This window comes from Phenylobacterium sp. (assembly GCF_030697305.1).
Taxonomy (GTDB): domain Bacteria; phylum Pseudomonadota; class Alphaproteobacteria; order Caulobacterales; family Caulobacteraceae; genus Phenylobacterium.
This window is the reverse complement of sequence record NZ_JAUYQL010000039.1, coordinates 1-8,301: the sequence shown is the minus strand read 5'-3', so window position 1 is coordinate 8,301 and position 8,301 is coordinate 1. Positions and strand designations below refer to the sequence as shown.

The 8,301-nt window shown below is 72.3% G+C and carries 10 protein-coding genes; 1 reads left to right on the top strand and 9 read right to left on the bottom strand.

From position 1 onward, the window contains the following. On the top strand, positions 1 to 235 hold a 235-nt coding region (locus tag Q8R27_RS04680), incomplete at its 5' end, for a DUF2239 family protein (RefSeq protein WP_305697913.1). Here the strand turns inward: Q8R27_RS04680 and cobS are convergent. From cobS to Q8R27_RS04635, 9 genes are all read right to left on the bottom strand, one after another. After that, entirely contained in the window at positions 232 to 981 is a 750-nt protein-coding gene (gene cobS, locus Q8R27_RS04675) for an adenosylcobinamide-GDP ribazoletransferase (RefSeq protein ID WP_305697912.1), read from the bottom strand. The genes Q8R27_RS04680 and cobS overlap by 4 nt on opposite strands. Then, complete coding sequence (cobT, locus tag Q8R27_RS04670) at positions 981 to 2,018, bottom strand: nicotinate-nucleotide--dimethylbenzimidazole phosphoribosyltransferase (RefSeq protein ID WP_305697911.1); 1,038 nt, start codon at positions 2,016 to 2,018, stop codon at positions 981 to 983. Before cobT ends, cobS begins: the two co-directional genes overlap by 1 nt. Next, positions 2,015 to 3,481, bottom strand: coding sequence for a cobyric acid synthase (locus Q8R27_RS04665; protein ID WP_305697910.1), 1,467 nt, complete (start codon positions 3,479 to 3,481; stop codon positions 2,015 to 2,017). The genes cobT and Q8R27_RS04665 overlap by 4 nt, the downstream gene beginning before the upstream one ends. After that, complete coding sequence (gene cbiB, locus Q8R27_RS04660) at positions 3,469 to 4,404, bottom strand: adenosylcobinamide-phosphate synthase CbiB (protein ID WP_305697909.1); 936 nt, start codon at positions 4,402 to 4,404, stop codon at positions 3,469 to 3,471. Before cbiB ends, Q8R27_RS04665 begins: the two co-directional genes overlap by 13 nt. After that, positions 4,394 to 5,170, bottom strand: coding sequence for an ABC transporter ATP-binding protein (locus Q8R27_RS04655; RefSeq protein WP_305697908.1), 777 nt, complete (start codon positions 5,168 to 5,170; stop codon positions 4,394 to 4,396). The genes cbiB and Q8R27_RS04655 overlap by 11 nt, the downstream gene beginning before the upstream one ends. After that, entirely contained in the window at positions 5,167 to 6,150 is a 984-nt protein-coding gene (locus Q8R27_RS04650; RefSeq protein WP_305697907.1) for an iron ABC transporter permease, read from the bottom strand. The genes Q8R27_RS04655 and Q8R27_RS04650 overlap by 4 nt, the downstream gene beginning before the upstream one ends. After that, positions 6,147 to 6,980 (bottom strand): ABC transporter substrate-binding protein, encoded by an 834-nt coding sequence (locus Q8R27_RS04645; RefSeq protein ID WP_305697906.1) that lies wholly within the window; start codon positions 6,978 to 6,980, stop codon positions 6,147 to 6,149. Before Q8R27_RS04645 ends, Q8R27_RS04650 begins: the two co-directional genes overlap by 4 nt. 23 nt (positions 6,981 to 7,003) lie before the next feature. Further along, positions 7,004 to 7,618: a cob(I)yrinic acid a,c-diamide adenosyltransferase gene (gene cobO / locus Q8R27_RS04640; protein WP_305697905.1), complete on the bottom strand. Its 615-nt coding sequence runs from the start codon at positions 7,616 to 7,618 to the stop codon at positions 7,004 to 7,006. Next, the coding region (locus tag Q8R27_RS04635) for an aminotransferase class I/II-fold pyridoxal phosphate-dependent enzyme (RefSeq protein WP_305697904.1) at positions 7,615 to 8,301 on the bottom strand (687 nt) is incomplete at its 5' end. The genes cobO and Q8R27_RS04635, both read right to left, overlap by 4 nt.

Below are 8,301 nucleotides of genomic sequence, written 5' to 3'. Positions count from 1 at the left end.
GTTGCGGCGGCTGGTGGAGGTCGCGCGACGGGCCGACGAGGGCCCTGGGCGCAGGCGGGCGGCGCGCGATGCGCTCTACCGCTTCATGTCGTCGATGGGCGGCGACGAGCCAGGCTTCGAAGAGGCGACGCGGGCGCTCTTCGCCGGCGACGCCGCGGCGTTCGAGCGTCACGTCGCAGATTGGTCGACGGACCTGCGCGGTCACGTCATGCGGCTCGGCGAGGCGGTGTTCTAAAGCGCGGCGCTCACGGCCAGCAGGAACCCCACTTCGAACACCTGCTCAATGGCGCCCAGGACGTCGCCTGTGCAGCCGCCGATCAGTCGCCGAGCGATCCAGGCCAGCATCAACGCCAGAGCCGCCCCTCCGAGCACGCCGAGGACGAAGGCCGGAGGCGCGATCAGCAGCGGCCACGCCGCCAGGGCCAAGGCGAGCGCCGCCTCGCCGCGCGTGACGCCGATCGGGGCCGGTTTCCATTTGGCCGCGTCGCGGTCGCCCACATACGGAAGGGAGGTCATCGCGAGGACGGCCGCCCCGCGCGCGCAGCCGTGATAGACGAACAGCGCCAGAGCCCCGCTCGCCGGCGGCAATACCGCCAGTGCGGCGACCTTGAGCGACAGGGCGAGGCCCAGCGCCAGTGCGCCGTACACGCCAATCCGGCTGTCCTTCATGATCTCCAAACGGCGGGTCGGATCTCCACCGCCTCCGAGCCCATCCGCAGCGTCCGCCAGCCCGTCCTCGTGGAAGGCGCCGGTGACCAGGACGCCCGCGGCGATCGCCAGCAGCGCCGGGATAACGCCCTGCCGGACCTGCGACGCCGCCCAGAACACCACCGCGCAGATCAGGCCGATTAGCTGGCCGACGAGCGGAAAGTAGCGGGCGGCGCGCGACACCCAATCAGGTTGGAACCCCGCAAGCCTCGGGGTCGGCAGGCGCGTGAGGAACTGCACGGCGCAGATCAACAGGTCGCGCTCGCGCGCCATCAGATCCACCCCGCCAACACGTCCTCCAGGCTCGCGACTTCGCTGAGCAGGCCCGCGGCGGCGCGCACAAGCGGCGCGGCCAGCAAGGCGCCGGTGCCCTCCCCCAGGCGCATCGATAGGTCCAACAGCGGTTCGGCTTCGAGCCGTTCGAGCATCACCGCGTGGCCGCGCTCCGCCGAGCGGTGGGCGAAGACGCAATAGTCCCGGGCGGCAGGCTCCAGGCGAATGGCCGCCAGGGCCGCGGCGCCGGCGATGAAGCCGTCGACCAGCACAGGCCGACGCGACGCGGCCGCCCCCAGGATCGCGCCCGCCATCATGGTGATCTCGCAGCCTCCGAACTGCGCGAGCGCCTCGCGCGGATCGGCGGACGCCGGCGCGCGCGCCGCCGCCAGCCTCAGCAGAGCCGCCTTGCGGGAAAGCCCGGCGGCGTCCTGTCCCGCCCCCGCCCCGATGCAGTCGGCGAGCGGCGCCGGGCACAGGCGATGCAGCAGCAGGGCGGCCGCGGCGCTGTTGCCTATGCCCATCTCGCCGATCGCCAGCAGGTCGTAACCATCCGCCGCGGCTTCGCCGGCGATGCGAGCGCCGCTGACCAGGGCCTCATCGACTTCGGCGGCGGTCAAGGCCGGCTCGCGGGAGGCGTCGCGCGTGCCCTTGCGGACCTTGGCCTCGATCAGCAGCGGATTCGGCGCCAGGTCGGCGGCGACCCCGGCGTCGACCACCCGCACCTGAGCGCCGACCGCGCGGGCGAAGGCGTTGGCCGTGGCGCCGCCCGCCAGCAGCAGGCGCACCATGGTCTCAGTCACCTGCGGCGGGTAACTCGACGCGCCGGCGGCTGCGAACCCGTGGTCGCCGGCGAACACCAGCAACAGGGTGCGATCGGCGCGCGGGCGAGTGTGGCCGGCGATCAAGCCGAGTTGGATGGCCAGGGCCTCGATGCGGCCCAACGATCCCGGCGGCTTGGCGCGCCCGTCCACCAGCGCGCGTAGCTCAGGCTCGAGCGCCCGGTCGACCCACGCGACGTGTGGAAGAGCGCTCATTGCGCCCGCAGCCCGGCGAGGGCGGTCAGGCCCAAGATATCCAGATGGCGTTCCAGCAGACTCGCGACTGCGTTCAGCGCCGCATCGATGCGCGCCGCCTGATCGACCGCCTCGCTGACCGCGCCAAGCTGGCCGAGCAGCGCCGCACGCGCCTCGCCCCTGTCGAACAGGCCGTGGACATATCCGCCGGCCACCTGCCCGTCCGCCGACACCGCCCCGCAATCACCACCGTCTTCGCGGATCAGGAATGGACGCGCCAGCGCCGGTCCGCTCGTGCGGCCGACGTGGATCTCATAACCCTCGAACGGCGCGCCGCCGCCCACCAACCGCCCAACCGCCGGGCGCACCACCTTGTCGGCTTCGAGCACGGTCTCTACGTCCAGCAGGCCCAGTCCCGCCGCCTCCCCCGGTGCGCCTTCCACGCCTGCGGGATCGCGCACCACGCGGCCCAGCATCTGATAACCGCCACAGACGCCCAGCACCCGCCCGCGGCGGCGCACATGGGCGGCGATGTCCACATCCCAGCCCTGGGCCCGGAGGAATGCGAGGTCGGCCAGCGTCGCCTTGGTGCCTGGAATGATCACCAGATCGGCGTCGCCGGGCAGAGCGGTCCCGGGCGGCACGAAGGCGAAATCCACCGCAGCTTCGGCGCGCAGGGCGTCGAAGTCGTCGAAGTTGGCGATCCGCGGCAGCATCGGGACGACGATCCGCACCTTTCCCGTCGTTCGCGACCGGGCGGCGTCGAGCACCACGGCGTCCTCGGCAGGCAAGCTGCGCGCGGCGGCCAGCCACGGGACCATGCCGTAGTCGCGCCAGTCGGTGCGCCGCGCGATCTCGGCTCGACCGTCGTCGAACAGCGCCGGGTCGCCGCGAAACTTGTTGATCAGGAAACCGCGCACCATCGCCGCATCGCCGGCCTCCAGCACCGCATGCGCGCCGACCAGGGCGGCGATCACGTGGCCGCGGTCGATGTCGCCGACCAGCACCACGGGCACCCCGGCGGCGCGGGCGAACCCCATGTTGGCGATGTCGCCGGCCCGCAGGTTTATCTCCGCCGGGCTACCCGCCCCCTCGACCACCACCAAGTCGCTTTCGGCGGCGAGCGTTCGATAGCTCTCCAGCACGGTCTCCAGCAGTTCGCCCTTGCGCGCCTGGTAGCGGCCGGCGCGCAGGGTCCCGACGGAGCGGCCGCGCACCACCACCTGGGCGCCCGTGTCGCTCTGCGGCTTCAGCAGCACCGGGTTCATATGCACGGACGGGGCGACCCGGCAGGCCAGCGCCTGCAACGCTTGCGCCCGCCCGATTTCGCCACCGTCGGCGGTGACGGCGGCGTTGTTTGACATGTTCTGCGGCTTGAACGGACGCACCGTCAGGCCACGGTCGGTGAACAGGCGGCACAGGCCGGCCGTCAGCACCGACTTGCCGACGTCGGAGCCGCAGCCCTGGATCATCAGCGCGGCCATGCCACCCCTCCGAACGCCAGCGCCGCGACGAGGATCGCGCAGGCGCGCAGATAGAGCCCGAGGCCTCGCGCGAGGTCCAGCGGCGCGGGCGCCGGGCCCTCGCCCAACGTCGGGCGCAGATGCGGAGTACCGTCGTAAGACGCCGTCCCGCCCAGGCGGACGCCCAGGGCGCCGGCCATCGCCGCCTCGGGCCAGCCGGCGTTGGGCGAAGCGTGCTTGCCGGCGTCGCGGAGCATGATCCGCCAGCCCCGCCCGGCGCCCAGGGCGATCGCCCCACCGGCCAGGCGCGCAGGGACCAGGTTCATCAGGTCGTCGGTGCGCGCCGCCGCCCAGCCGAAGTGGGTGAACGGCGCCTCGCGGTGGCCGATCAGGCTGTCGGCGGTGTTCACCGCCTTGTAGGCGAACAGGCCCGGCAGCCCGGCGACCAGGAACCAGAACAGCGGCGCGGCCACCGCATCGTTGAAGCTCTCGGCCAGGCTCTCCAGCGCTGCGCCAGCGAGGCCGCCGGCGTCCAGCCGCTCGACATCGCGCCCGACGATGCGCGCCGTCGCCACGCGCGCCGCCTCCAGGTCGCCGGCGCCCAGCGGCCGATGGACGGCGGCGACGTGGACGTAGAGGTTGCGCCCCGCCAGCCCCAGCGAGCCAGCGGCGATGAGCGCCAGCGGCGCGAACGCCCACGGCGCGGACAGCCGCTCGACCGCCAGACCTAGACCTGCCGCCAGCCCAACGACCAGTAAGAGGGTGACAATCCCAGCGGCACGGCGCGCCAAAGGCGACCCCCGATTGAGCGTGCGCTCCGCCGCGCCGATCAGCCCGCCCGCCCAGGTGACGGGGTGAGGCGCGCGACGATGCACGGCCTGCGGATAGCCGGTGACGCCTTCAAGAAGTCCGGCGCCCAGGACAATCCAGGGATCAGCGGCCACGGCCGACGATCTCGATCAGCGGGCCGGCTTCGCCCTGCGTGAACCGAGCCTCGACACCGTAGGCCTGGGCGAGCACGGCGGGGGCTAGGGCCTCGTGCGGCGGGCCGTCGGCGAGCAGCCCGCCGTCAGCCAGGACCAGGATCCGATCGGCCATCCGCGCGGCCATCGAAAGGTCATGCAGCGTCACCACCACCCCGCGGCCCGAGCCTGCGGCGAGGTCGCGGAACAGGGCCGCGACATCGAGCTGGTGACCGGGATCCAGCCCGGCCAGCGGTTCGTCGGCCAGCAGCCACTCCGGTTCGCCGGCCAGGGCGCGCGCGATCAGCACCCTGCCCCGTTCGCCGCCGGACAGCGTGGTGACGTCACGCTCCGCGAGTTCGGCGACCCCGGCCGCATCCATCGCCCGCGCCACCGCCGCCTCGTCCTCCGACGTGAGCCCACGCGATCCGTTGTAGGGAATGCGGCCTAGTCCGACGACCGTGCGCGCGCTCACGGGCCAGGCGACCTCGGGCGTCTGCGGCAGCAACCCGATGCGGCGGGCGCGCACGCGTGGCGCCAGGGCGCGTACCCCAGCGCCGTCCAGTTCGACGGACCCCACATCGGGTCGACGCAGTCCGGCCAGGCAGGCCAGCAGCGTCGACTTGCCGGCGCCGTTAGGTCCCAGGACGGCGGTCACCTGCCCCGGCGCGAAGTCGGCGTCGACTCCGTTCAGCACGTCGCGCGCGCCCAACCGCACGCGCAGGCCCTTCGCCGACAGGACGCTCACGACATCCTCCGGCGCATGGCCAAAAGAAGCCCCAGGAAGAATGGCCCGCCCAATGCGGCCATGGCGACACCCAGCTTCACCTCTGCGGCGGAGGGCGTCAGGCGCACCAGGATATCGGCGGCGAGCACGATCACCGCCCCCGCCAAGGCGCTGGGGACCAGCAGCTTGCCCGGCTGCGCGCCGACCAGCGGGCGCATCAGATGCGGCGTCACCAGGCCTACGAAGCTGACGACCCCGGTGGCGGCGACGCTGGCTCCGGCCGCCAGGCCAACGCCCAGCGCCAACGCCCAGCGCATGCGGCCCATGTCGACGCCCAGCGATCGCGCGCCGGTCTCCCCGAGAGTGAGCGCGTCCAGCGCCCGTCCCGTGGTCAGCAGCAGGGCGCAGCCGGCGGCGATCAGCGGCGCGGCCATCGTCAACTCGTCGAAGCTGCGATCGGCCAGGGAGCCCATCAGCCAGTTGACGATCTCGTTCACCGCCCAAGGGCTGGGCGCGAGGTTCAGCGCCAGGGCGACGCCGGCGCTGGCCACGGTGTTGAGGATCACCCCCGCCAGCACGAAAGTCACCGCGCTCGAAGTCGATCCCGCAAGCGCCAGCAACAGCAGGACGCCGGCCATGGCGCCGGTCACCGCCGCCGCCGGCAGCATCCAGTAGGTCGCCGCCGCGACGCCGAAATATAGCGTGCCCACAGCCCCCAGCGCGGCCATCGCCGAGACCCCCAGCACGCCTGGATCGGCCAGCGGATTGCGGGTGTAGCCCTGCATCGCCGCCCCGCTCATCCCCAATGCGGCGCCGACGAGGATCGCCAACAAGGTGCGCGGCGTGCGCAGCTCGAAGACGATCGGCCAACGCGGATCCGACATGTCGGTGAAGGCCGAAAGCGGCGCCCAGACCCGTCCGGCCATCAGGCTGAGCAAGGCCAGACCCAGGGTCAGCAGGGTGAGCGTGAGAAGCACCACAGCGCGCGGCGGAGGCTTCATCGGCGCGCCGCCATGGCGTCCTGGCGGATGCGCGCCAGCAGGCCGGCGGTCTCGATCAGGACCGGGCCGCCGCAATTCATCAGCCGCCGCGGGAAGTTGGCGCGATACATCCTGTGCGCCACACGGGCCAGGGCCGGATGAGCGAGGACGCGATCCGCCCAGGTCGGCGCTCCGGCCCTGGACTGGCCGGCCAGCAGCACGTCAGGCGGGTCGGCGATCAGCAATTCCAGCGGCACGTCGCTGGTCCGCTTCAAGCCGTAACGCGTCGCGGCGTTGTCGAACCCCGTGCGACGCATCATCTCGTCCATCAAGGTGCCCGGCGCGGAAGAGAAGCCGTTCGACTGGTAGACCAGAGCGCTCAACCGCCGTTCCCCGGGCGGCGGCGCGGCGGCGGCCACGGCGGCGCGGATGCGCGCGACCAAGGCGGCGCCGCGACTGGAACGCCCGCACAGCGCGGCGATGGCGTTCACCTGATCGAGGCTGTCGGTCACCGTCTCGGGGACGGCGAACAGCTCGGCCCGAATCCCCAGCCGGCGCAGGGCGTTGCGGGTGGCCGGCGAGGAATGGCGTCCGGTCAGCACCAAGTCGGGCGCCAACGCCACCACCTCCTCGGCGCTCTCGTAAGTGATCGGGAAAGACTGCGCGATGTGGGCGATGTTGGAGCCGTCGGGATCGCGCGCGTAGTGGCTGATGGCCGCCACCTGAGCGCGGTCGGCGACATAGACCAAGATGACGTCCAGGCAGGGGTTGAGCGACACGATCCGTTGCGGCGCTGGCGCCGAGGCGCTCGACGGCCCCGGCATCGCGCCCGCCGCCAATCCTGCGGCCACCGCGCGCCTGGTCGGAGACGGCGTCAAAAGTCGACGCCCCGTTGCGCCTTGATCCCCTTGTCGAAGGGATGCTTGACCAGCCGCATCTCGGTGACCGTGTCGGCGATCTCCAGCAACTCCGGCTTGGCGTTGCGCCCGGTGACGCAGACGTGCTTCCCGGCCGGCCTGGCCTTGAGCCCGGCGACGACCTCATCGATCGGCAGATAGTCGTAGCGCAGGGCGATGTTCAGTTCGTCCAGCAGCACGAAATCCAGGCCCGGATCGGCGATCATCTCCAGCGAAGTCTCCCAGGCGCGCCTGGCGGCGGCGATGTCGCGGGCGCGATCCTGGGTGTCCCAGGTGAACCCCTCGCCCATCACCTCGTAGCGCACCTGGTCGGGGAAACGGGCGAAGAACTGTCGCTCTCCGGTGATCCACTTGCCCTTCACATACTGGACGATCCCCACCTGGCGGCCCCAGCCCAACGCGCGGGCGACCATGCCGAACCCCGCGGTGGACTTGCCCTTGCCGTCACCGGTGTGGACCAGTAGCAGGCCGGTCTCGCTATCGGTCTTGGTGGCCATCAGCGCCTCGCGCTGCGCCTTCAGCGCGCGCATCGCCTGGGCGTGCTCGGCGTTGCGGGCGTCCTCGTCGCTCATGGTCGGAACTCCTCGAAAGCCTGGGTGAGCCTCGGCCAGGCATGGACCGGCGGCAGACCGAACCTCAGCCATTGCGGCTGGTCGCGAAAGGGGCGGACCAGCAGGCCGCGTTCGGCGAGATGGCGGAACCAGGCGCCGGCGTGCGGCGACCGCGTCAGCCTGAACAGGGTCGTGCCGCCGACGATCTCGAAACCCGCGGCGGCCAGCGCGCCGTCCAACCGCTGCGCCTGGCGCTTCAGCCACCGACGCGCCCGCTGCGCCCAGGCGCCGTCGGCATAGGCCGCGCCGGCGGCGATCGCCTCCGCGCTCACCGGCCAGTCGCCCAGCAAGCTGCGCAATCGCGCGATCAGCGTCGGCTCGCCCAAGGCGAAACCCAGCCGCACGCCCGCGAGCCCGTAGAACTTGCCGAACGAGCGCAGCACCACCAGCCCCCCGCCGGCCCAGGGCGCGACGCTGAGCTGCGGGTGCATGTCGCAGAACGACTCGTCGACGATCAGCCAGCCGCCCCGCCCCGCCTGGCGCTTCGCGATCTCCAGGAGGGCGGCCGGCGGCGTCATGGCGCCATCCGGATTGTTGGGATTCACCAAGACGATCACCTCGCCGTCCACAGCGGCCAGGACGTTCGTCGCGATCTCGCGCACCTGCGCGCCGGAAGCCGACCACGCCTCGGCATGGCCGCCATA